This window comes from Candidatus Dormiibacterota bacterium, assembly GCA_035532835.1.
In the GTDB taxonomy this organism is placed as follows: Bacteria; Vulcanimicrobiota; Vulcanimicrobiia; order Vulcanimicrobiales; family Vulcanimicrobiaceae; genus DAHUXY01.
Map to the genome: position 1 here is coordinate 1 of DATKQG010000024.1, position 21,784 is coordinate 21,784.

The window sequence follows — 21,784 nt, forward strand, 5'->3', positions numbered from 1 at the left end:
TGGTTGCCTTCGATGGTTGCCAGCAGGCCGGCGAGGGCGCACGCCCCGGCAAAGCCGGAGCAGACCGATGCTGCGGGAATATGTTTTTTCCCCGCGCCCCATAAGGGAATGGCGGTCGCCGAGAGCAGCACGCCGGTGTAACCTGCGACGAAGGCGCCGAGGACGGCCTGCAGCGGAGTGGTAACGCTCGGCGCCAAATGACGCATCCATCGCGGCAGTACGCCCGCATCGGCGAGTTCTCTAGCCACGTTCGCACCGGCGGCTCCCGAGAAAAAGATCAATCCCCAGACCCCGAGCGACATCGGCGATTTGATTTTAACGATGCGCAACATGTGCAGAAAGCGCTCGGGGCGCCCGAGGTGAGAAATCAGAATCAACGGATTGATCGCCGCTAGCGCAAACGACGCAAACCGGGCCGAGCGGCGCAATCGGCGTTCGTCTTCTTGATCTTCGCGCGCGATCGTCGCGAGGACGCCGAGGCCCCCCATCACGCCGCCGAGGAAGAGGTACGTGATGACGTTCCACTCCCAATGCGGTGCCTTAAGCATCGGCCGCTCGAAGTACGTCGGCGTCGCCGGCAGCGAATCGCGCCCGGAGGCGCCGGCAAAGGCTTCGTCGGGACTCGCTACGTTACGCATTGCGGAAGATCATCCATCCGGCGATTGCCAGTCCGGCCGCGGTAAGCGCCGCCGCCGTATATCCTGCGGGCTGGCGCGTCGACGGGAGGACGGGTTCCACGGGCAAATTGTACGCTTCGGGCCGATCCGTCAACAAGAAGAAGGCATTGAGAGCGCCTATGCCGCCTCCGACGTCGCCGGCTCCGTAGAGCGAGGCTTCGATCCCACGCTTTGCGAGCGATTCGACGCGCACGTTCGCACGTTCGCGCAGTTCTTCGAGGTTTCCAAACTGGATCGACTCGGTCGGGCAAGCCTTCGCGCAGGCCGGCGTCATGCCCAGCGTTTGCCGGTCGTAGCACAGCGTGCACTTCCCAGCGACGCCGCCCGTGGCTTGAACGGCCGTCTGCTTGTCGTCGAGCCGTTGGTCGTTCAGCGTCGCGAGCCCGTACGCTCCGCTCGCTTCCGAATTGAAAACGTTCACGAGATCGATCACGCCGAACGGGCACGAGACCACGCAATACCCGCATCCGTTGCAGACGTCCGGTTGTACGAATACCGAATCGAATTCGTTGCGAATGATCGCGCCGGTGGGGCACGCTTCCATGCAGCCTGCGTGCGTGCAGTGTTTGCATACGTCGCTCATCATCAGCCAGCGGTCGTCGATGGCGGTTTCCTCGACGTGCATCTGTTCGACGAAGGCGACGTGTCGCCACGTCGTTCCGGAGAGCTGTGAGGTGTTGTCGTAGGAATTGCCGGTGAACTCGTAGCCGTCGGACGGCAACTCGTTCCACTGCTTGCACGCGACCTCGCAGGCTTTACAGCCGATGCATAGGGTGGTATCGGTAAAAAATCCGGTCGACATCCTACACTCCTTTTTCGGGGCTGGGTTTATCGCCCTGGCCCATCTGTCGCATGCCATGGCTGGCATCCTTGCCGCTGTCGGCACGCGCATGGTGCGCGAGTGCAGCCGGATCGCGGAGGTCCTCCGGTCCCAAGGCCGACGATTGCCCCATCGTCGTTCGTTCGCTCATCGGCACGTCGGCTTCGACCACGCCTCTATGGCGCGGCGCGCGCCGGCCGGCACGGATGTTGCACGTCAACGATTTGGATTCGTGGATCGAGACGTTAGGATCCATCGAGAGCGCGATCAAATCGCCCACCGAATCGCCGCGCGCGAACGCCACTTGATTGCCGTAATTGTACGGTATGCCGATCTGGTGCACGCGTTGTCCCTTCGCGATGCGTAGCGGGCGCAAGCGGCCGCTCACGAGTGCGCGCGCCTCCATCTCGCCGAGTGCCGTCGAAATCGTCACCCATCCGCCATTCTTGATGCCCTTCTCCACCGCGAGTTCCGGATTGAGCTCGCAGAATGCGGCGGGCTGCAATTCGGCAAGCCACGGAACGTAGCGGGTCATGATGCCGGACATCTCGGTGACGCGGTAGGTCGTCAGGACGTACGGGTATGCGGCATCGATCGCTTCGTTGTAGGCGTTGTCGGGGCGATCCCACTGGCGCAGCATCGGATTGCTCTGTTGCTCGTAGAGGGGGTTGCGAACGACGGATTGCAGCGGCTCGTAGTGGGTCGGTAACGGCCCGTCTTTGAGCGCACCGTTCACAAAAAGCTGTCCTTTGCCGTCCACGTTCATAATAAACGGGTCGGCCCCAGAATGCGCGTCGAGCCCTTTTCCACCGGGAATTGCGGGCGTCGTCGGGGCTTTCGTCTTGGGAAAATCGGGAACGTCGTGTCCGGTCCACTCGTGGCGCTCTTCGTCCCACCAAACGTACTTTTTGCGCTCGCTCCACGGCTTGCCGTCCGGGTCGGCGGACGCGCGGTTATAGAGCGTGCGCCGGTTCGCAGGCCACGCCCAGCCCCAATTGAGTGAGGTGGAGTCGTCGCCGGTGCGCGAGCGCGCGTGATTGGTGTGTTCGTCGGGGCAGACTCCGGTAAAGATCCAGCCGCCGGCCGCGGTCGAGCCGTCGTCCACCAGATCGGTAAAGGCTTTGACTTGTTCGCCCGTCGCCGTGTAGAAGCCGTTGATCTCGCGCAGTACGCGAAGTGCCGAAGGCTCGCCTTTGGCACGCTCGTGCGGGTCGTCGTGATCGTATTCCCACGTCATATCGAGAATCGGTCGATCCTTCGGGTCGCTCGAAGCCGCGTAGAGTGCCTTGAGGCGCTTCCCCAGATCGTAGAAATACCATAGATCGCTATGCGCGTCGCGAGCGGGCTCGATCGCTTTGTCGTGCCACTGTAACAGGCGACTGGTTTGCACCATCGTGCCTTCTTTTTCGAGTACCGTGGCGCCCGGTAAGAAAAATACCTCAGTCGCGATTTTTGACGGATCGGCGCCCTCGCGCTTCCAGAACGAAACCGTCTCGTTGTCGTAGAAGTCGATGTTCACGAGCCAATCCAATCGCTCCATCGCCGAGCGCGTAAGCTCGCCGTTCTGGCTCGAAGCGCCCGGATTCTGGCCGATGACGAAGTAGCCTTTGACGTTGCCGTCTTTCATCGCCATCGTGGTCGGTAACGTAGAATGATCGCCGGTTAATTGCGGCAAGTACTCGTAGCAATAATCGTTTTCTTTCGTTGCGGCGGTACCGTAAAACGCCTTGAGCAATGAGACGACGTATTTGGGCATGTTCGCCCACCAGCCGGTCGGCTTCGTAGTGCTCTTGAGATAGCTCCCGAGCGTCTGTTCGTCGCGTAACGCGGAAGGCATGGGGAGATAGCCCGGGAGCAAATCGTACAGCGTCGCAATATCGGTCGCGCCCTGGATATTGGCGTGCCCGCGCAACGCCATGATGCCGCCGCCCGGGCGCCCGATATTACCTAGCAGCAACTGCAAGATGGCCGCAGTCCGAATGAACTGCACGCCGGCCGTGTGCTGCGTCCAACCAACCGCGTAGGCAAAAGCGGTGGTGCGTTCGCGCCCGCTGTTTTTCGCCAGCAACTCCGCGATCTTCAGGAACGACGCCTGCGGCGTGCCGCAAACGTTCTCAACCATCTCCGGCGTGTAGCGCGCAAAGTGGCCTCGCATGATGTTGAGGACGCAGCGCGGATGCTGCAACGTCGGGTCGTTGACGACGGCACCGTGCTCGTCGCGCTCGAAATCCCAGGTAGCGATGTCGTAGCCGTTCTTCTCTTCATTCCATCCGGAAAACAAGCCGTGCAGATCCTCGGTATCGACAAAATCTTCGCGTACGAGATGCGATGCATTGGTGTAGGCGGCGACGTACTCTTTAAAATACGATTCGTTGGCCAGCACGTGATTGATGATGCCGCCAAGGAATACGATATCGGTCCCGCTTCGAATCGGCGCGTACACGTCGGCCATTGCGGACGTGCGCGTGAATCGCGGGTCGACGTGAATGATCGTAGCGCCGCGCTCCTTGGCCTGCATGACGAAGCGAAACGCGACCGGATGCGCTTCGGCAAAATTCGAACCTTCGATGAGGATGCAATCCGCGTTGGCTAGATCCGGAACCCAGACCGTTGCGCCGCCGCGACCGAACGAGGTGCCGAGACCCGGCACCGTCGAGGAGTGTCATATTCGCGCTTGATTTTCAATCGAAACCACGCCGAGCGAGTGCATCAACTTCCCGAGCAGGTAGTTCTCTTCCACGCCGAAAGTGGCGCCCCCGAGCGAAGCGATGCCGAGCGTGTGGTTAACGCGCTTGCCTTCCGAGCTTCTTACGAACGTTTGCTCGCGCGTTTCTTTGACGCGTTGCGCGATGCGTTCGAGCGCCCAAGCGAGCGGCCGCTCCTCATAACGATCTGAATACGGCGCGCGATACTTTACCGTAGTCCAACGCTGGTCGTTGACGGTCAGGCCAAAGATCGCCGAGCCTTTGGGGCACAGGTGGCCGGCCGATATCGGGCTGTCGGGATTGCCCTCAACATCGAGAAGCTTGCCTTCGTCGCTAACGTACGCAAGCGTGCTGCAGCCTACCGCGCAATACGGGCACAGGCTGACGACCGGTTTTGCGTGAGCGATGCGGCCCTCGAGCGTTCGCGTACGTTCGGACGCAAGGTTGGGCATCATGCCGATGCGTTCGCTCAAACGTAGTCCCCCGCCGGACGATAGCATTTTCGTGAGATCGATCGTCGTTTTTGCCATGCTACCCCTCATGAAGCGACTCGTAGCCTAAACGGCCCAAAAGGTTTGTGCCCATAGTGACCGATTACTGAACTATGCAAGCGTTAGATGCACCCATTGGGTTGCACTTCGCCCAAGAGCTCTCGAGTTGGCTTGAAGCGGTTGTCTCCAACCGCGATTTTAGCCTATCACCGCAGCTTCAGGACGATCTTACCCCCGAAGAATCCGCCATCCTCGCGGCGACGTTCGAAATGGTCCGCACCTTTAGCGGTGAGTTCGAACGATATGTGGCCGTCATCGGGCATGCCGATGCCGCGATCGCCCGCAATGCCGAGCAGGTACGGTACGCGCTCGCCGATGCCACGAGTTACAATCGCTTGATCGAGCATGCGTCCGCTACCCTGGACCAAGCGCGCAGCGGCTCTATCCACGTGGCAACGCAGACCGAATCCCTCGAACGCGAAGCGCTTGGGGCGCGGGATGCTTCGCGGAGCGCGCTCGGCGAGGTGGCGCGGGCTCGGGTCGAGCCGCTCGTAGCGTCGATCCAAAACGTGGAGACGTCGGCCGGCGCGCTCCAGCGGACCTCGCTGGGCCTCTCCGCTTTCGTCGAAGGGATAGCGCGGATCTCGCGCCAGGCCGGGCTGCTCAGCACCAATGCGCTCATCGAAGCGGCCCATTTTGGGATGGCCGGTAAGGGCTTCGGCATCGTCGCGACCGAGGTCCGGACGCTCGCCGAATCCACCAAGGATTCCGTCCGCGATATCGGCTCCATCGCGCGACAGCTTCGCGAATCGACGGCGCGCGTCGGCTCGGTTACCACCGAGGCGCTGCACGCGGCCCAGCAGCTTGCATCCGATACCGGCGCGATCGCTCGAGGGGTCGAGCGCATCGATGCGTTGGTCGCTGCGTTTGCGGAACCGGTCGAGGCGATCGCGGCGATCGCGGCCGAGCAACAGGCCGCGTTGCCGCTGCTGGCCGAGAACGTCGATAGCGTTGCGATGCAGGCTGAGGCCACGGCCAAGGCGGCTGAGGGCGCCGCTGCGATCGACCTGGAGGAGATGTTCTCTCAGGCGCGCTCCCTGATCGCGTCCTACCGCTTCGCGGATGCGTCGGCGTCGCGTGTTATGCCGGCGGTAGAATCCACGCTCGTCGAAGCGATCGTGCGCGTTGCCGGCGGCGAGACCGACGCGCTTGCAAGTGCGGGCATCGGTAGCGGCGATCCCGCCGCGGCCCTGGTCGTGCGGGCGGTGGCGGATTTCGCGAGCACGCTTGCGGCGAAAGAACGCGAGGTTCTCACGACGGTCATGCGCGTTGCCGTCGCGGTCGCGCGCAACAGTTTTTCGTGGAAATCCATCGCAACGAATCTCTCGGAATTGAAGGCGTCGCTGCATGCCGGCAATCGCGCGCTGACGGAATCGCGCGAAGCCGCGCACTCCTTGCTCACCTCCGCTCGCACCATGCAGCGCCTCGGCGACGAACTACGCTCCGAAATCGAAGCGCCGGCACGCTCGCTCGCCGCCTCGGTCGCGTCGCTGGGGACGGTTCGCGAGCAAGTGGGGCTCGTTCGCACCGTCGTGGAGGAGATGTCGGCATCGCTGGATCGGGCCGGTGCGATTCTCAATCTCGTCGATGAAATCTCCGAGGAGACCAATCTCTTGGCGCTCAACGCCGCCATCGAAGCCGCCCATGCCGGCACCGCCGGTTTGGGTTTTTCAGTGATTGCCGGAGAGATTCGCAAGCTCGCCGACCGAACGCACGACGCCACGCGCGAAGTGAGCGCAGTGATCGAAGCCGTCTCCGCATCGGGCCGCGAGATGGGCGCCGGGACGAGCGATGCCACGGAGCGGACGCACGAGGTGGAAGATCGGGCTCGCGATATCGAGGGCGTGGTGGAGAAGCTCTTGCAGACGATTGCCCGCGCCGTCGATCGGGCGCAAGAACTGGCGGTCGTAGCGCAGCAGCAAGTGACGGGATTCGACGCGCTCTTGCACGAGATCGACGCGGCCGTGAGCGCGATCGATGCAAGCGCCGCGACGGCCACCGACACGCGTCGCTTGGAACTTGCGAACGTCGGACGCCAAGCGCACGACCTCGCCGCGCATCGCACGCTCGGAACGTTTGCCGAACGCATCCGCGATTGGGGATTGGCACTGGCACAAGAGATGGACGAAGCGTTCGACGATGCCGTCGATCGCGGCGCGATGACGCTTGCGGATTGCAAGGATACCGGCTATCAACCGATCGTTGGGACGCGCATCGCCGAGCTGGCGCGGCTCTTCGATGTCTCGCGCGTTACCGCGGCCGGATTCGATCCGCCGAAATTCGCCACGCGCTATGACCGTGCGGTCGAAGACGGGATCGACGCGATCATCGATCGCTGGGTGCCGAAGGATCCGGCGATTAAGGCGATGTTCGCCGTCGATCTCAACGGCTATTGCTTCGGGCACTACAAAGAGTGTCGCCGGGATTGGACCGGCGATTACGTTACCGATCTCAACGGCAATCGAATCAAACGGTTCTTCGAAGACGTGCTGAGCCTGCGTTGTTCGCGGGTCGGGCTTGGAGACGCGGCCGACGACTTCCCCGCACGCACTCCATACGAACGGTTCGAACAGGCGGGATGCGACCTGTCTCGCCCTCGCGGGCGGCGCCCCTGGGCGATCTTCACCTACGCTCGCGATACGGGCTTGGTATATAACGATCTCTCGGTTGCGCTCTACGTTAAGGACCGGCGCGTTGGAACGATCCGCATCATCTACGATCCCGACGTGTTATAGCAGCCGTACAAAAAACAACGCCCGGCATCATCGATGCCGGGCGTTGCATGTGATAGCGGAGCGGCAGCTATGCGGCAGCTTCGCGTGGGAGGTTCGTGGGTTTTTTAACGAAGAACGGGATGACCGCCGCGACGAGTAGCATGATCGCGACCGGAATGAGTGCGCCTGAGAACGATCCCGTCGCATCCTTGACGCGCGCGGCGATAAACGGCCCAACGACTCCGCCGAGGCCCCACGCGGTAAGAATCATCCCGTAGTTAGCGCCGAGGTACTTCGTGCCGAAGAAGTCGGCATTGAAGGACGGCATCACGCCGAAGCCTCCGCCGTAGCAGAGCAGCACGATCGCGAATGCGAGGCCCACCAACGTGAGAGAGTGGAATCCACCGAGCAAAAAGAAGACGACGACCTGAATGAGGTACATTACCGTGTACGTCAGGCCGCGTCCGATTCGATCGGAGATGCTCCCCCAGAGGAAACGGCCAAGCCCGTTGAAGATGGCGAGGAAACCATATGCCGGAGCGGCGACGGCCGCGGAGGCTTTGGTCAGCTCGATGATAATCGGCACGGCATTCGAGATGATGAGAATACCCGCAGTTACGTTCAGGAAGAGCAGCAACCAGAGGCCGTAGAGTTGCGGCATGCGTAGAGCTTCTCCGGGCGTGAAGCTGCCGGCAGAAGCGGCGGCGGTTGCGGTCGCGCCCGACAGCGTGTAATTCGCCGGCGGGTTCTTCATGAGGAACGCGCAGAGGCCGCCCAGGACGATAAAGACGACGCCGGACACGACGAAGATCGACATCACGCCGGCAACTTGATCGTGCGATAGCTGATAGGTCGAAGGATCGAACACCGTGCCGGCCTTGATCGCCGCGTCGCGCGCGGCAACGTACGCGCCGGACGCTTTCGCGGCCGATGCGAAGATGGCGATTTTCGGAACAATTTGGTTATAGAAAAAGGCACCTAAACCGAAGCCCATGACGACCAGGCCGCTACCTAATCCACGGCGATCCGGGAACCATTTCGTCACCATGGCAACCGGCGTGACGTACGCCATGCCGTTACCGAATCCAGCGATGATTCCGTAGGTGAGGTAGAGCCACCACTGGCCGATGGCTTGCGTTCCGAGCCCGGCGAGCGCGATGCCAAGACCCCATAGGACGACGCCGACGATGGTGACGGTACGCGGACCGACGCGGTCTTGCCAGCGTCCTCCGAATACCGCACCGAGTCCGAGGAAGAAGATTGCGAGTTCGAATGGAGTCGTTGCACCTTGCTGACTCCAGTTAAATCCCGCGATGAGTGAATTGGTGAAAATACTCCACGAGTAGACGGTGCCCAGGCAAATCATTACGATCACGCCCGCAAGCGCGATTCCCCAACGGTTACCCGTTGATGTGGGAGTGGAAGCCATTGGATCACTCTCCTTCAAAAAATCGCTCGTACCGTTGCAGCATCGGCACGAATCATTCGGAGTCTGTCCGGCTTGGGTCTACGAGGTTGCCTACGGGGCTAAATGGCCAAAATGGCCCAATCCTAACAGGCTCTTAGACCAAAACTCCTGCGATAGCCGGGTTGGATTCGCCTGCCTATGCTGAAATTTTACTGAGGCCGTTCGAAGGTCGAGCCGATGAATCCGAGCAGCACGATGGCCAGGAAGATCGCGGCCTTGAGCGATCCGTCGAGCCCTAGGGGTAGCAAAGCGAAGCCGACGGCGACGACGACGGCGGCCGGGGCGACGATCGAACCACCCGTGATGAAATCCCAGATCTCCGCGAGCGCCTTCATGCTCTCGCCGCCTGCGGTCGCATGAGCGCCACCAAGATGGCCGAGATCGCAAAATAGAGGCCGACCAACGCGAAGAGGGTCGAGTCGCCGAGCCACCAGGTGAGGCCCAAGCCTTCCCCCGCCCAGAGCGTCCCCAGCGAAAGCAGCATGATGCCGACCGTGGCTTTGAGCGCGTTCTCCGGTACGCGCGAGAACGGTTTGTGCAGCGCGATCGCTGCGATCAACACCGCGATCAGCGCTACCGCGGCGCCGCCCGCCGCCCAGGCTATCGAGCCGTGGCGCGTGGCGGAGAAGGTCACCACGATCACCGCAACCTCCAATCCCTCGATAAAGACGCCTTGAAAGGCGGTCGCGAAGCCGAGATGACGCTCGCGATCGGCGCGCAAGCGCTGGACCTCGCGGTCGTAGTTTGCCTGCTCGTCGCGCAGCGCTTTGCGGCCGGAATAGCGCCATACCGCCTTACGCAACCAGCCGATGCCGTAGACGATGAGGAACGGTCCGACGAAGACTTCGATGCGATGCACCGACGAAATGTTCGCAAGTAAGGGCCCGAAGAGGGCCACGAGCACGCCCAGCGCGAGCGTTGCCCATAGCGTGCCGGTCAATGCCGCTCGCCAGCCCTGCGTGAAGCCGACGGCGAGTACGATGGTCGCCGCTTCGACGAACTCCACCGTCGATGCGACCGCGCTGGTTCCGGCTAGTACCCAAAGATTCACAAGCGTCCTCCGACGGCATGGGCGAGTATGTCGTTGAAAAGCGCGGGGTCGACATCGTCCGCATGGGCGAAATCGAGACGCTCGCTTTTCGATGCTCCGTATGCGGTGCGCGCGTTCGTTGCGCGAACGTCGATTTCCGGCGCGATCGCATCGAAAGCCCGGAGGTCCGGGCGCGCTGCGAACGCGGTATAGAGGGGTTCCGCGACCGTGTCGTACACCGACATCGGCGCCATCCCGAGAACGATTTCGATCGTGCGCAATACCGACGCGGTGCTGTAGTCGGTATGGTGGACGCCGGGTGCGGCATACGGCGAAGCGACGTAGAGCGTCGTGCGCTGATCGTCGACGTGATCGGCCCCGTTCTGAGCGTCGTCTTCGATCGCGAAGATGGCGGTGGTGGCCCAATATGGCGAATGCGAAACGGCCGCCACGATCTCTCCGAGCGCGTAGTCGTTCTGCGCGACGTAGGCCTGCGGCGTCAGCGCGCCCGGGCGCGTCCCTTCGGTATGATCGTTCGGTAACCGCACGATCTCAAGCTGCGGCAGATCGCCGCGCGCGACGTAGGCGTCGAATTCGCGCTTCCACAAGGCGTAGCGGGTTTGGTCCGATATCTGCAGATCGAACCCGGGATATTCTGGGTCGATGTGGCCGAGCAGCCCAGGCATGTGCGTGGTGACGACGGCGCTTGCGGATGTCGGATTCGTGACGAACTCGCCGTAATCGCGAAAGCTCACGTGCGCGCGTTGCGCGTCGTCCCACAGGTAGCCGTTATGCGGTACCGAAGCCGTGGCGCCGTCGTCAAAATCGTAGAGCGAGCGGCGGCGCGCGTACACCGATGGCCACATGCGCTCGAGATAGTCGTTCGCGAACGCCGCGGTCGACCAACTGTGGCCGTCGGCGCTCACCTGCGCATCGGCGAAGGTGCGATCGAAGATGCCGAATCGTTCGGCGAGCGCATGCTGATTCGGGGTGTTCGTTTTGCCGAACCACACTAAACTCGGGTCGCCGTCCGCGCGCGCGATGTCGCCGAGAACCTCGTCGTACGTGCGGTTTTCTTTGATGATGTAGATGACGTGCCGGATCGGGCCGTCGGGACGGATGATGGTGCGCTGCGGCGGCAGCCATTGCGGCTGCGCGTCGGCGAGCACCGTCGCGCTCTGGGCGAGGACGCGAGCGGTCACGTCGATGCTCCGTAGCGACCCGTCCAGGCTCGAGCCGACGTAGCCGGCCGAGTTGGGCGAAAACGGATCGAACTGCGGGTTGGCGGGGCTGCTCTCGCCTTTTGCGTCGACGACGTACAGATGCGTGCCCAGCGCGGCGACCCCGCTCGGATACCAGCCGGTAGGAATATAGTCGATTCGCTGCGGAGCGACCAGCGCGAAGGTTGCGACGGCGTTCTCTGCGCCCAGGCTGATATAGAGCCGGCCATCCGCAATTGCGAGCGCGTTGGGCGATGCGCCGATGCCGCGAACGCGCTCGCCGCGCAATCCGACGGGCGTGACGGCGATCGTACGATCGTCGGCGAGATCGATCGCGCGCACGCTATCGTCGTCGCTCTGCGCGACGTACAGCGTTCCCCCGCCGATGGCAAGCGCGCTCGGATGCATGCCGACGGGAAGGATCCGAACGCGACGGCTTGCGAGGTCGATACGTGCGAGCGCGTTGCTCCCGCGTAGGGCGACGTACAAGCGCTTGCCGTCGGCGGTGAATGCAGCATCGCTCGGGTGCGGCCCGACCGCTATCGTCGTAATGCGTTGCGTTGCGAGATCGGCCAGCGTTACGCTGCCGTTGCCGTCGTCCACGGTGGCAACGCGTGCCGTATTTCGAGCGATTGCGACGTTGGCGGGCCACGTCCGCGGGCCGATGGGAATCGCCCGATACGATCCGTCGGCCACATCGACGTCGTCGACGGCATCGGTCCCGGCACCGGCGACCAGCACGTGCGTCGCGTCGAGCCAGGCCGGTTTTCCGAAGGCGCTCTTGAGCGCAACGACGCGGATGAGGCGTAGGCTCGTCGCATCGAGGATGCGCAGTGCGGGGGGGCCGTCGCCGGCCTCGACCACCGCGATTCGCGTCCCGTGCGGCGAAAGTGCAACACCCTGCGGAAAGAGTCCCAGGGATACGGCGGGGCCGCTCGGCGGCGTGATGCGCCACCCGGTCGGGAGCAGAACGGCTGTGACCGTTGTGGCTGCAACGACGCCCAATAGCAAGAACACGATAACGACGGATCGGCGGAGCATGGTACGGAGGTGCCACGAAGGCACGCCTGCAACCTTCGATGCTGCCTTGCGGCTCTTGGCGATCGCCGCACGCACGCTAACGTCACGGAGAGTACTTGCTGTGGACTTATCATCGACCACCGTCTATTCCAACGGCCGCTTCTGTCGCTACGATGAGGCAAAGGTCGGGCTGCTCACGCACGGTCTGCAATACGGAACCGGATGCTTCGAAGGGATTCGCGGGTATTGGGTGCCGGAGGATCGCGAACTCTATCTCGTGCTGCTGCGCGAGCACTACGAGCGGCTGCGCACCTCCGCGAAAATTCTGATGATGGAGTTGCCGCACACGACCGACGAACTGATCGACATCACGCTCGATCTGGCCGAACGCAATCACTTCGAGACGGATATTTACATCCGCCCGTGCATCTTCAAGGCGGCCGAAGATATCGGCGTGCGCTTGCATAACGTGCCGGATTCGTTCGCGATGATTCCGATACCGTTCAAAAGCTATCTCGACCCGACGCGCGGGCTCGCGGTGTGCATCAGTTCGTGGCGCCGCGCCGACGATACGATGGCGCCGCCGCGCGCAAAGATCACGGGCTTGTACGTCAACTCGGCGTTAGCCAAGAGCGAAGCGGTCGGGAACGGCTACGATGAGGCGATCCTGCTCTCGCACGACGGGCACGTCGCCGAGGGCTCGGCCGAGAACGTGTTCATCGTCCGGGACGGCAAGCTCTATACGCCGGACCCATCGCAGAACGTGCTCGAAGGCTGCACGCGCCGAGCGATCATGACGATCGCGCAGGACGTGTTCGGCATCGAGGTGGTCGAGCGCGCGATCGATCGCGGCGAACTCTATGCGGCGCAAGAAATCTTCTTCACCGGTACCGCCGCGGGCATCGCCCACGTGACGTCGATCGATCGCCGCACCGTGGGCGATGGGACGATCGGTCCGATCGGCAAAAAACTCGGTGAGTATTACCTGCGCGTCGTCAACGGTAGGGAACCGGCCTACGCGCAGTGGCTCTCGCCGACGTACGCTAAGACGCGCGTTTAGCGCGCGCCGCTACTCCCCGCCGGCGGCGTCGAGGTCGGTGCCGCTGCGCCAGTAGCGAACGTCCGACGGCACGTGCGCGCTCGCGGAATCGCCAACCGTGTCGCCGACGGCGAACGTGTCGATGCCGACGGTGGCCCTCCACGCGGCTAGCCGCTGTTCGTCGCGATACGCATCGCTCGAGAGGCGATGAAAAAACGTGCGTCCGATGCCGCGCGACGGTAAGCCGGTCGTATAAACCGCGATCACGTACGGCGCCTGCGAGGCGTAGACGATGCCGACGTCGTCGAGGGTATCGAAAAAGCTGCCGGTCTTATGCGCGATCGGCACGTCGTCGGGGAGCGGTTCGGGGAGCAGGGTGTTGTACTGGTCTTGCTCGAGAATCGAGATCATCTCGCCCGAGGCCCACGCATCGACCAGACGCCGTTTCGCCATCAACTCGAGAAGGCGGACCATGTCGCTGGGCGAGGAGCGGAGTTCCTGGCGCACGTTCCAGCTCGTGGTGCGAACGTCGCTGGTCAACACTGTGTGACGCAGGCCGAGTTCGCGCATCGTGCGGTTGATTCGTTGCCGTCCGACCAAGCGAATGAGCATGTTGGTGGCCGTATTGTCGCTGATGTCGATCATCTTTTCGAGCAGCTCGGATACCGGATACGTCGTGCCGACCGGCAGATCGCACAGCTCGCCCGAGCCATAATCCTTATCGCTCGCCAAGAGCGTCACGTGCCGCTGCAAATTGAATCGCCCGGCTTCGAGTTGTTTGAAGACCTCGATCATGACCGGAATCTTGATCGTCGAAGCGGCGGGCATACTGCGGCTCTGATTGTAACCGGCGCTATAACCGGTCGAGAGATCCATCACTTCGACGGCGCTGGAAGCGGGCAAGCGTGCCGCAAGGGTACGTACATCCGCTCGTAACTCGGCTAGTGGTTGCGGGACGGCGTAAGCGCGCGCAACCCCCATACTCGAAGCGAGCAGCGATGCAACGGCGGCGAGTATCGCACAACAGCGACGCAGACCCGATGTATCGTTCACGTTGCGACGTATTGTAGCAAAGATAGAGTCGAAAGTCCTAGGTATCGAAAATAATTCTCTTAGTACGGGACGCCGTCTGCTTTCGGCGGGCGCACTTTGCCCGTGATACCCGCTAGCGCGATCAATGCCGCGACGTATGGAAGTGCGGACATCGCGCTTGGCGGAAGCCACGCGATGCGCCCTTCGAGGACGAACTGCAACGCTTCGAAGAGTCCGAACACCAGCGCCGCGCCCGTCGCACCTAGCGGCGTCCAACGTCCGAAGATCACCGCCGCCAGCGCGATGAAGCCGCGACCGGCGGTCATCCCCTCGGAGTAGAGGTTGAGCTCTCCGATCGAGAGGAACGCGCCGCCCAACCCGGCGAGTGCGCCGCTGAGCACCACCGCGTACGTGCGCAGCAGCAGCGGATTGAGCCCGGCCGACGTCACGGCAAACGGATTCTCTCCGCAGGCTCGCACGCGCAGCCCCCAGGGCGTGCGATAGAGCACCACGTGCAACGCTCCGGCGAGGGCGAACGCGAGGACGACGAGGATCCAGTAGTTCGATCCCAGCGCGTGCACTTGAACGCTTGCGCCCGGTTGATTGAAGAGCAGAACGAGCCCGTACGCGGCGCCGCCGGTACAGATGAGGTTGATGCCCATACCGGCGACGATTTGATCGACTTTGAAACGCGTCGCCGCGAGGGCGAGGATGTATCCGAACGCGGCGCCCGCCGCTACGCCGGCGATCAACCCGAGGGCCGGGCTGCCCGTCGCGTACGATACGATGACCGCGAAGAACGCGCCGGCTACCATCATGCCCTCCAGGCCGATGTTGATGACGCCCGACCGCTCCGATATCACGCCGCCCAGCGCCGCAAAGATGATTGGCGTCGCTTTGATGAGCGTGAGAACGATGAGCGTTATCGCGAGGGTCATAGCGCGGCTCCCATCAAGCAACCTCGGTGCCCGCGGCGACGTAACGACGCGCGGCGAGGACGAGAATAATCAAACCTTCGATCACATGGATCGCATCCTTGGGAACTTGCGCGCTTGCCTGCATGGCAAGGCCGCCCGCTTCGAGGATGCCGAAACCGAACGCCGCGACGCACACCCACAGCGGGTTCAAATCGCCGACGAGCGCGACCGCGATCGCCGTGAATCCATAACCGGGCGAGAGCTGCGTGTTGAATCGATGCAGCTCGCCGGTGACGATAACCGCACCGCCGACGCCCGCGATCGCGCCCGAGAGCGCGAGCGAGAGCCACGTGAGGCGGCGGAGATCGACGCCGCTGCGGCGCGCGGCTTCGGGGGCTTCGCCGACGGCGCGCAGATCGTAACCAAATACCGTGCGCGTGAAAACGAACTGCAGCACCACCGCAATCGCCAGCGCAACCACGAGTCCGATCGAGAGACGCGTATGCGGCAGCAGCGTGGGCAGCCAGTACTGTGGTGCGAGCCACGCGGTCTCGGCGCCGCTCGCCACCGGCCCCTTCAGCGGCCCGCTCACCAGATCGAGCGCGAGAAATGCGGCGACGAAATTGAGCATGAGCGTTGCGATGATCTCGCTCGCTCCAAAGCGCGCCTTCATCCAGCCTGCGATGCCGCCCCAGATGCCGCCGCCGACCGCTCCGAGCAGCAGTAGCAGCGTGATTTCGATCGCCGGCGGAAGCGAGATCGCCGCACCGACCGCGCCCGCGAAGAGGCCGCCCATCAGCAGTTGCCCCTCCGCGCCGATGTTGAACAGCCCTGCCCGAAACGCAAGCGTGATGCCGAGCGCGGGAAAGAGCAGCGAGGTGGTGGCCACGAGCGTTTCGCCGAGTTCGTTGCGCCCGCCGAGCGCCCCCAAGAACAGCGCCGAGAATCCGTCGATCGGGCTGGTCCCCGCGACGACCATCGCGAGTGACATGAGGACGACGATCAGCAGTATCGCACCCAGCGGACCGGAGAGCGTTGAAAGCGTCCGCTTCATGCGATGCCCGCCATCAGGCGTCCGATCTGCGCTCGCTCGACCGCCTTCCGCTCGAACGCACCGACGATCGCACCGCGATACATCACGAGAATGCGATCCGCGAGCGAAAGAATCTCATCGAGTTCGAACGAGATGAGCAAGACCGCCGCGCCTTCGTTGCGCGCCTGCATCAAACGCGACTGCACGAGCGCGCTCGCGCCGACGTCGATACCGCGCGTCGGATTGTAGGCAACGATCAGGCTCGGCGCGTCGATGAGCGCGCGTCCCACCACGACCTTCTGCTGGTTGCCGCCGGAGAGATGCTTTACCGTGGCGTCGAGCGACGGCGTACGAACGTCGTACCGCTCGACGATTTGCTGCGCGTCTTCGCGAGCGTGGATGCGATCGATGAGCATTCCGCGGCGCGAACGCGCTCGATACTGGCGGCCGAGAAGAGCGTTCTCTACGATCGACCAATTCGGGACGAGCGCCTCCGCAAGCCGGTCCTGCGGAATAATTCCGATGCGCGCGCGGGGCGGCCGCTCGATGGTGCCCCGATAGGGAATGACTCCGGCGAGCGCGTCGGCGAGCGCGCTCTGCCCGTTGCCCTCGACACCCGCAATGCCGACGATCTCACCCGAGCGTACCTCGAACGTTGCGCCGCGCACGGCGCGTTCGTCTTCTCCGCCGTACAGTTCCGCAACGCGCAAACACGGTGCGTGCGTGGTAGCGGCGCGTGCCGCAACCGGCGGGAGGTCGCCGCCGACCATCGCTCGAGCGAGTTGCTCCCCGCTGGTTTGCGCGGCGAGCGTTCGCTCCACGATCGCACCGTGACGCATCACGCTGACGCGGTGCGCGTACGCCATCACTTCGGCGAGCTTGTGAGTGACGATCATGATTGCGGTGCCGCGCTGGGCCAAGGCGGTAACGGTAGCGAAGAAGCTGGCGATCTCGGCCGGCGCCAACGCTGCGGTCGGTTCATCCAATAAGAGGATGGCCGGTTCGCGATCGAGTTCGCGCAGTAATTCGACGCGCTGTTGGATGCCGACCGGCAATTCGTCGACGAACGCGTCGGGGTCGATCTCAAGCCCGTTGCGTTGCGCGAGCGCGATAACGTGCGCGTGCGCTGCTGTGGCGTCGATTCGCCAGCCGCGTAGCGGCTCGCGGCCGAGCAAGACGTTCTCCCAGACGCGCAACCGCCCCGCCAACTCGAAATGCTGGTGCACCAAACCGACTACGCCGCGGGCTTCGACGGTTCCACGATCGGGACGCATTTCGCCGAACGCGATCGACGCGAGCGTCGATTTGCCGGCGCCGTTTTCGCCGACCAACGCGTGGATCTCACCGGGGAAGAGTTCCAGATCGACATCGTCGACCGCGACCACTCCGGGATAGGTCTTGCGAATGCCGCGAAGCAGAAGAACGGGTTGCGCGGAGCCCTGCATCAGAGTGCGACCGGCTTGAACGTCGCGAGTTTCGCGCGCGTATCCGGCGGGTCGATCTTGCCGCTCACGATCGCGCGCCGAATGAGCTCGAGGCGCGCTAGACGCGCGGGGCCGATCGCTTTACGCGTATATTTGAAGTCGGTCAATCCGATGGCTCCGTCTTTGAGGCCCAGCACGAGGTGTCCCGTGAGCGGCTTACCGCGCTGAATCGCTTGGCCGACATCGAACACCGCGACGTCGACTTTTTTTACCATCGAGGTGAGGATGCGTCCCGGCGCGAGCGCATCTTGGTTGGAGTCCACGCCGATCACGTAATCGGTATCGCGCGATTTCACCGCGTCGATCGCACCCAAGCCCGCTTTACCGGCGGCCGTGTACACGATATCGGCACCGGAATCGAAGAGCACGTTCGCGAGTTCTTGACCCGAAGCGACGTCGTCGAAGCTGCCGACGTACTTCACGTCCACACGGATATTCGGATCGATCTCGCGCGCTCCGGCCGTATATCCGGCCTCGAACTTTCGCAAAAGCGGGATGTCTTGACCGCCCAAAAATGCGATGTGGTGCGTCTTGGTCATCATTGCGGCCAGCGCGCCGGCGAGAAAGGAGCCGTCCTGTTCTCGAAACGTCACCGAGACGACGTTCGGGTCGGGAACGACCGCGTCGATGATCGCGTAATGCTGGTGCGGATGCTCTTTGGCGATTTGATCGAGATCGAGGCTCATCAGAAATCCGATGGCATAGATCATTTGGAAATGCAGGTTGGTCAGCGCGCTGAGGTTGGGCTCGTAATCTGCGGCCGAGCGGGATTGCAGCACTTGAATGTACGCGCCGAGCCTCGAGCGAGCGCGGAGCAGGCCGCGATACGCCGAATCGTTGAACGATCGGTCGCCGAGGCCCCCAACGTCGGTGACCATGCCGAGCGTGAGCTGCCCCGGCCGCGGCCCGGGATGGTGCAGCCCGCAGCCTACAAGGCAGAGGGCGGACGCCATTAACAGAGCGACGAGCGCCTTCTGTTTCATCGTCGGCTCTGTACGACCCAGGGGAGCCATTGCCTGCGTACCGAAGCCGCTCGCAAATGGTACGAGATTTACGGCACGAGCCGCCGCGACGATGGAGCGAACAGGTGGGCGGCATCCGCTGGTTGCCGCGGCTGATCGACAAGACGCGCAGCGCGCTGCACGGCACGCTCGGCAGTTATCTTTTTGGGCAAAGTCCGATGGACCGCGCATTACTGGAGCGCTTGGGACTAAGCCATCGCGCCTTTGCCGAGATCGTAGCGGACGCGCTCGATGACGATGCCGTGCTCGCCGCGCTGCGCGCACGCGACCCAAAGGGCGTAGCGCGCGCTCGCGAATGGAGCGACGCCTTACCGCAACGCTCGCGCGTCTTTCTCTTTATCATCGATCTCGACGACGGCTATATCGGGGGCGGCTGGAAGCTGCTCAAAGGCCCGGCCAACGTTGCGAGCGGCGCTCTGACCTGGACGGTGAAGCGTCTCTTCCCGTCGCGCGCGGCACGCCCCGTTCGCGAATCCGGGCATATGGCGAGTGCGAACGACGGAGAGTCGCCTTGACAACCACGCTCCGCGCAACCGCCGGCGTTGAGATCATCGGCGTTCCGATGGATTTAGGCGCTAGCCGCCGAGGCGTCGACATGGGCCCGGCGGCCGTGCGATACGCGAAGCTCTACGAACGCTTGCGCGCGCTGGGCGTCGAACACATCGTCGACCACGGCAACCTGCACGTGCCGATTCGCGAGTCGATCGAAGCGGGCGAAGCGGGCGCAAAGTACTTCTCCGTCATCCAGCGCGTCTGCGACGAACTCGCCGGATTGGTGGAATCGGCGATTCACGCGAAGCGGATGCCGATCGTGCTGGGCGGCGATCACTCCATCGCGATGGGAACGCTCGCGGGTCTGACGCGCGCGTACGGCGATGCTCCGGGCTTGGTATGGATCGACGCGCACGCCGATATCAACAACCCGCAGAGTTCGCCATCGGGAAACGTCCACGGCATGCCGCTCTGGTTCGCGCTCGAACGCGGCTACGCGCTGGCGGAGAACACCGTGCTGATCGGCCTGCGCGATGTCGACGCGGTGGAGAAACGCATCCTGCACGAATCCGGCGTGCGCGCGTTTTCGATGACCGACGTCGATAAGCTCGGCATGACGCGCGTGATGGAAGAAGCGTTGAGGGTCGCCGGCGCCGGCGGGCGACGCATCCACGTCTCGTTCGACATGGACGGCATCGACCCGAGCGAAGCACCGGGGACGGGCACGCCGGTCAAGGGCGGCCTGAGCTATCGCGAAGCGCATCTCGCCATGGAGATGCTCGCCGAATCCGGCGCGCTCGGATCGATCGAGATGGTGGAGATCAATCCGATTCTCGACAACCGCAATCAAACGGCCGCGCTGGCGGTCGGCCTGATCTGCTCGGGTCTGGGCAAATCCATTCTGTGAACGCGTTGCGGCTCGCCGCAGTACGCACGCACGGAGCCATGCGAGCGGACGCGATGCGTTCGCTCGCCGCATATCTTACCGAGCACGTTCCCGACGTGCTCGCAATCCACGGTGTCGATGAGGGCGATGCGTTAGCGCTCGCCACGCGCTTCGAGTACGGCTGGGGCTATCGCGGGAGCGAGGCGCTGTTTTGGTCGAGCGCATATCGCGCCCGTGCGATCCACGATCGCTATCTCCCAGCCCCGCTGCTGCGCCCCTTCGAACGGCGCGGGCTGCTCTGCATCGAGGGCGAGTGCGGCGGGGCCGCGCTCGCGCTGAGCGCCGTGCAGTTTTCACCCGATCGCGCACGCGCGCACGAAGTACGGTTTGTGCGCGAGCAATTGCGCCGAATGGACGGCGATGCGTTGTTTTTCGCGGCCGCGTTCGATCCGCGTTTGCGGCTGCAGTCGCTCGACTTTACGGTAGTTGCGGCACCCGACGGCGGCGAGGAATTGGCGATCGGCTTGCGCGGCTTCGCTGCGGGCACCGCAACGGCGGAGGATGCAGCGTTCGGTGGTGCGCTGCGACTTACCGCGCGCCGCTAGAGTTTGATGGTTGCGCGTCCCACGCATGGAATGCCGCCGCCGCAGACCGATGGATCCCAGCGAGCGGTAGCGAGCAAGGCTCCGATGTTGGCCTCGGTGGCGGCGTCGAGCGGGGGCTGGAAGACGACCTGTTTGGTGTGTCCGTCATCGCCGACGGTGACCAGCAGCGTTACGTGGACTCCGAGCGCGACGAGCGCTTTGAAGACGCTTGGGTCGAGCACCGGGTCGTGCTCTTCGGCTCCGAGGGGCAAGTAGCCGACCACTGCATCGCGCGCGACGCTTGCGATTTTACGCACGGGCTGCGGCGTCGGCGTGGCCTGCGGCGCGCCGGTGCCGGACGAGACGGCTATGGGCGCAGCTATCGCGGCTACCGGAGCGGCGGCAACAGCTAGAACCCGCGCCGGTTTTTTGGCTGCGCGATGCGCTATGCGAGGCAACGCCGTACCCGCCGGCGCGGGGCTACGGACTGGTTGCGGTGCGTGTGCGGCGGCTTTGGCCGCGTGCGGGTGCGGCGGTTTCGCCCGCGTCTGGATCACGATCCGTTCCACCGGAGAGAAGGCGAGGGTTTCGAGCGTTTGGTCGCGCGACGGGGCGACGATGGCGGGAACGAACAGCGCCGCCGTTCCGTGCAGCAGCAGCGAAGCCAGGAGCGCAGCTTCCAGCGGCCGTCGTCGTAGCGCCATCGCGAGGTTCATGCAGGCCCCTCAAGGGTGTGTCCCGTCACAGCGTTCCTACGCGCCGGGTCGTGACGATCCCCTTTATCGCGCCGCCGAGCAGGGCCGGCTTACGTGGATTTCGCAGAGAGGGGCATGATCGATACGGAGATCGTCCTCTATCAGGCCGAGTGGTGCGGATACTGCGCGCGCGTGCGCTCGAAATTTACGGATATGCTGCTCGACTACAAGTGCGTGAACGTCCCTCCGGAACATCATAAGCGGACGCTGCTCAAGGAGCTGTTCGGCGTCACCGGCATTCCCTCGATGACCGACGGCGACGTGAAGATCGCCGACGACGACGATGCGATTATCGCCTACGTGCGGGATAAATACGGCAGGAAATAGGGCCGCGC

At 63.5% G+C, this 21,784-nt stretch carries 20 protein-coding genes; 6 read left to right on the top strand and 14 right to left on the bottom strand.

The window, feature by feature from the left end; all coding sequences use genetic code 11:
• From nrfD to VMW12_03495, 4 genes are all read right to left on the bottom strand, one after another.
• A partial coding sequence (gene nrfD / locus VMW12_03480) for an NrfD/PsrC family molybdoenzyme membrane anchor subunit (protein ID HUZ48787.1) occupies positions 1 to 638 on the bottom strand: 638 nt, incomplete at its 3' end.
• Complete coding sequence (locus VMW12_03485; protein HUZ48788.1) at positions 631 to 1,479, bottom strand: 4Fe-4S dicluster domain-containing protein; 849 nt, start codon at positions 1,477 to 1,479, stop codon at positions 631 to 633. The genes nrfD and VMW12_03485, both read right to left, overlap by 8 nt.
• Before the next feature lies 1 nt (position 1,480).
• The gene (gene fdnG, locus VMW12_03490) at positions 1,481 to 4,147 is read right to left on the bottom strand and encodes a formate dehydrogenase-N subunit alpha (protein ID HUZ48789.1); all 2,667 of its coding nucleotides are present in this window, start codon (positions 4,145 to 4,147) and stop codon (positions 1,481 to 1,483) included.
• Positions 4,148 to 4,159: 12 nt separating this feature from the next.
• Positions 4,160 to 4,732, bottom strand: a complete 573-nt coding sequence (locus VMW12_03495) for a hypothetical protein (protein ID HUZ48790.1) — start codon at positions 4,730 to 4,732, stop codon at positions 4,160 to 4,162.
• A gap of 74 nt (positions 4,733 to 4,806) precedes the next feature.
• Between VMW12_03495 and VMW12_03500 the strand changes: the two genes are divergently transcribed.
• Positions 4,807 to 7,488 (top strand): methyl-accepting chemotaxis protein, encoded by a 2,682-nt coding sequence (locus VMW12_03500; GenBank protein ID HUZ48791.1) that lies wholly within the window; start codon positions 4,807 to 4,809, stop codon positions 7,486 to 7,488.
• A gap of 67 nt (positions 7,489 to 7,555) precedes the next feature.
• On the opposite strand, the gene VMW12_03505 is transcribed toward VMW12_03500, so the two are convergent.
• From VMW12_03505 to VMW12_03520, 4 genes are all read right to left on the bottom strand, one after another.
• Positions 7,556 to 8,833 (bottom strand): OFA family MFS transporter, encoded by a 1,278-nt coding sequence (locus tag VMW12_03505; GenBank protein HUZ48792.1) that lies wholly within the window; start codon positions 8,831 to 8,833, stop codon positions 7,556 to 7,558.
• Between the two features lie 251 nt (positions 8,834 to 9,084).
• A complete protein-coding gene (locus tag VMW12_03510; protein ID HUZ48793.1) occupies positions 9,085 to 9,270 on the bottom strand; it encodes a hypothetical protein in 186 nt (61 codons plus the stop codon).
• Entirely contained in the window at positions 9,267 to 9,986 is a 720-nt protein-coding gene (locus VMW12_03515) for a hypothetical protein (protein HUZ48794.1), read from the bottom strand. The genes VMW12_03510 and VMW12_03515 overlap by 4 nt, the downstream gene beginning before the upstream one ends.
• A complete protein-coding gene (locus tag VMW12_03520; protein HUZ48795.1) occupies positions 9,983 to 12,226 on the bottom strand; it encodes an alkaline phosphatase family protein in 2,244 nt (747 codons plus the stop codon). The genes VMW12_03515 and VMW12_03520 overlap by 4 nt, the downstream gene beginning before the upstream one ends.
• Before the next feature lie 100 nt (positions 12,227 to 12,326).
• Between VMW12_03520 and VMW12_03525 the strand changes: the two genes are divergently transcribed.
• Complete coding sequence (locus VMW12_03525) at positions 12,327 to 13,265, top strand: branched-chain amino acid transaminase (protein HUZ48796.1); 939 nt, start codon at positions 12,327 to 12,329, stop codon at positions 13,263 to 13,265.
• A 9-nt stretch (positions 13,266 to 13,274) separates the two neighbouring features.
• Here VMW12_03525 and VMW12_03530 read toward each other — a convergent pair whose 3' ends face one another.
• From VMW12_03530 to VMW12_03550, 5 genes are all read right to left on the bottom strand, one after another.
• Positions 13,275 to 14,147 (bottom strand): serine hydrolase, encoded by an 873-nt coding sequence (locus VMW12_03530; GenBank protein HUZ48797.1) that lies wholly within the window; start codon positions 14,145 to 14,147, stop codon positions 13,275 to 13,277.
• A 209-nt stretch (positions 14,148 to 14,356) separates the two neighbouring features.
• The gene (locus VMW12_03535) at positions 14,357 to 15,214 is read right to left on the bottom strand and encodes an ABC transporter permease (protein HUZ48798.1); all 858 of its coding nucleotides are present in this window, start codon (positions 15,212 to 15,214) and stop codon (positions 14,357 to 14,359) included.
• Positions 15,215 to 15,227: 13 nt separating this feature from the next.
• On the bottom strand, positions 15,228 to 16,247 hold the full coding sequence (locus VMW12_03540; protein HUZ48799.1) for an ABC transporter permease: 1,020 nt from the start codon (positions 16,245 to 16,247) through the stop codon (positions 15,228 to 15,230).
• Entirely contained in the window at positions 16,244 to 17,671 is a 1,428-nt protein-coding gene (locus VMW12_03545) for an ABC transporter ATP-binding protein (protein ID HUZ48800.1), read from the bottom strand. Before VMW12_03545 ends, VMW12_03540 begins: the two co-directional genes overlap by 4 nt.
• Positions 17,671 to 18,693, bottom strand: coding sequence for a BMP family ABC transporter substrate-binding protein (locus VMW12_03550; GenBank protein HUZ48801.1), 1,023 nt, complete (start codon positions 18,691 to 18,693; stop codon positions 17,671 to 17,673). The genes VMW12_03545 and VMW12_03550 overlap by 1 nt, the downstream gene beginning before the upstream one ends.
• A gap of 56 nt (positions 18,694 to 18,749) precedes the next feature.
• On the opposite strand from VMW12_03550, the gene VMW12_03555 reads away from it, so the two are divergent.
• Genes VMW12_03555 through VMW12_03565 form a run of 3 tightly spaced genes read left to right on the top strand, consistent with a single transcriptional unit; the run spans position 18,750 to position 20,715 of the window.
• Complete coding sequence (locus VMW12_03555; protein HUZ48802.1) at positions 18,750 to 19,247, top strand: DUF5069 domain-containing protein; 498 nt, start codon at positions 18,750 to 18,752, stop codon at positions 19,245 to 19,247.
• Positions 19,244 to 20,131, top strand: a complete 888-nt coding sequence (rocF, locus tag VMW12_03560) for an arginase (protein HUZ48803.1) — start codon at positions 19,244 to 19,246, stop codon at positions 20,129 to 20,131. The genes VMW12_03555 and rocF overlap by 4 nt, the downstream gene beginning before the upstream one ends.
• Entirely contained in the window at positions 20,128 to 20,715 is a 588-nt protein-coding gene (locus tag VMW12_03565) for a hypothetical protein (GenBank protein ID HUZ48804.1), read from the top strand. Before rocF ends, VMW12_03565 begins: the two co-directional genes overlap by 4 nt.
• On the opposite strand, the gene VMW12_03570 is transcribed toward VMW12_03565, so the two are convergent.
• Positions 20,712 to 21,410, bottom strand: coding sequence for a hypothetical protein (locus VMW12_03570; GenBank protein HUZ48805.1), 699 nt, complete (start codon positions 21,408 to 21,410; stop codon positions 20,712 to 20,714). The genes VMW12_03565 and VMW12_03570 overlap by 4 nt on opposite strands.
• Positions 21,411 to 21,524: 114 nt before the next feature.
• Between VMW12_03570 and VMW12_03575 the strand changes: the two genes are divergently transcribed.
• Positions 21,525 to 21,776, top strand: coding sequence for a glutaredoxin domain-containing protein (locus tag VMW12_03575; GenBank protein ID HUZ48806.1), 252 nt, complete (start codon positions 21,525 to 21,527; stop codon positions 21,774 to 21,776).
• Positions 21,777 to 21,784 lie beyond the last annotated feature (8 nt).

Coding starts and splice junctions, on each gene's coding strand:
- VMW12_03535 (HUZ48798.1), bottom strand. CDS start 15,214: ATGACCCTCGCGATAACGCTCATCGTTCTCACGCTCATCAAAGCGACG.
- VMW12_03510 (HUZ48793.1), bottom strand. CDS start 9,270: ATGAAGGCGCTCGCGGAGATCTGGGATTTCATCACGGGTGGTTCGATC.
- VMW12_03555 (HUZ48802.1), top strand. CDS start 18,750: ATGGTACGAGATTTACGGCACGAGCCGCCGCGACGATGGAGCGAACAG.
- VMW12_03485 (HUZ48788.1), bottom strand. CDS start 1,479: ATGTCGACCGGATTTTTTACCGATACCACCCTATGCATCGGCTGTAAA.
- VMW12_03505 (HUZ48792.1), bottom strand. CDS start 8,833: ATGATTTGCCTGGGCACCGTCTACTCGTGGAGTATTTTCACCAATTCA.
- VMW12_03540 (HUZ48799.1), bottom strand. CDS start 16,247: ATGAAGCGGACGCTTTCAACGCTCTCCGGTCCGCTGGGTGCGATACTG.
- VMW12_03575 (HUZ48806.1), top strand. CDS start 21,525: ATGATCGATACGGAGATCGTCCTCTATCAGGCCGAGTGGTGCGGATAC.
- VMW12_03570 (HUZ48805.1), bottom strand. CDS start 21,410: ATGAACCTCGCGATGGCGCTACGACGACGGCCGCTGGAAGCTGCGCTC.
- VMW12_03500 (HUZ48791.1), top strand. CDS start 4,807: ATGCAAGCGTTAGATGCACCCATTGGGTTGCACTTCGCCCAAGAGCTC.
- VMW12_03545 (HUZ48800.1), bottom strand. CDS start 17,671: ATGCAGGGCTCCGCGCAACCCGTTCTTCTGCTTCGCGGCATTCGCAAG.
- VMW12_03550 (HUZ48801.1), bottom strand. CDS start 18,693: ATGAAACAGAAGGCGCTCGTCGCTCTGTTAATGGCGTCCGCCCTCTGC.
- VMW12_03495 (HUZ48790.1), bottom strand. CDS start 4,732: ATGGCAAAAACGACGATCGATCTCACGAAAATGCTATCGTCCGGCGGG.
- VMW12_03520 (HUZ48795.1), bottom strand. CDS start 12,226: ATGCTCCGCCGATCCGTCGTTATCGTGTTCTTGCTATTGGGCGTCGTT.